We start from the raw sequence: 1,099 nt of genomic DNA, 5'->3' as shown, positions 1-1,099 counted from the left end.
GAAGTATCCAGGGTCAGCGTACCGTAAGTCCCCGCCAAGGTGGCGGTGGTACCCGTGACCGATCCGGTATCAATACCGTAAGTCAGGGTGTCGCCATCATCGACATCCGCGCCACTTAAGGTGCCGCTGAGGTTAGCGTCCGTAGTCGAACTAGATTGATCGACTTCGGCAATCGAGCCGCTGGTGATCGCATCGAGGGTCGGTGCATCATCCGCACCAGTGACGCTGACCGTATAAGTCTGGGTGACCAAGGCACCATCGGCATCGGTGACCGTCAGGGTAAACAGATCACTGTCGGTGTCACCTGCATCCAGGGCTTCGATCGCGGCAGCGTTTTTGCTGTAGCTGTAGTCACCGGTGGATGTATCTAAGGTTAAGGTGCCGTAAGTCCCCGCCAAGGTGGCCGTGGTACCCGTCACCGATCCGGTATCAATACCGTAGGTTAAGGTATCACCATCGACGTCCGCACCACTCAAGGTGCCGCTGAGGTTAGCGTCCGTAGTCGAACTAGATTGATCCACTTCGGTAATCGAACCGCTGGTGATCGCATCGAGGGTCGGTGCATCATCCGCACCGGTGACGTTGACCGTGTAGGTCTGCGTCACTAGTGCGCCGTCGGCATCCGTCACGGTCAGGGTGAACAGATCGCTAACAGCATCGCCCGCATCCAAGGCTTCGATCGCGGCAGCGTTTTTGCTGTAGCTGTAGTCACCGGTGGATGTATCTAAGGTTAAGGTGCCGTAAGTCCCCGCCAAGGTGGCGGTGGTACCCGTGACCGATCCGGTAGCAATACCGTAGGTTAAGGTATCACCATCGACATCCGCGCCACTTAAGGTACCGCTCAAGTTCGCATCGGTCGTGCTGCTGGACTGATCCACTTCAGCAATCGAGCCGCTGGTGATCGCATCCAGGGTCGGTGCATCATCCGCACCGGTGACATTGACCGTGTAAGTCTGCGTGACCAGAGCGCCATCCGCATCGGTGACCGTCAGCGTAAACAGATCACTGTCGGTGTCACCTGTATCCAGGGCTTCGATCGCAGCGGCATTCTTGCTGTAGCTGTAGTCACCGGTGGAAGTATCTAAGGTTAAGGTGCCGT

1 protein-coding gene is annotated in these 1,099 nt (G+C 57.2%); it reads right to left on the bottom strand.

Going from position 1 to position 1,099, the window contains the following annotated elements; all coding sequences use genetic code 11:
• Positions 1-1,099, bottom strand: a 1,099-nt coding sequence (locus tag Q4488_RS18725) for a VCBS domain-containing protein (protein ID WP_303582115.1), incomplete at both ends; no start/stop codon positions are given.

The organism is Amphritea sp. 1_MG-2023 (assembly GCF_030547545.1).
Lineage (GTDB): Bacteria > Pseudomonadota > Gammaproteobacteria > Pseudomonadales > Balneatricaceae > Amphritea.
Note: the sequence above shows the minus strand (reverse complement) of the source record. Positions and strands in the feature narration are given on the sequence as shown.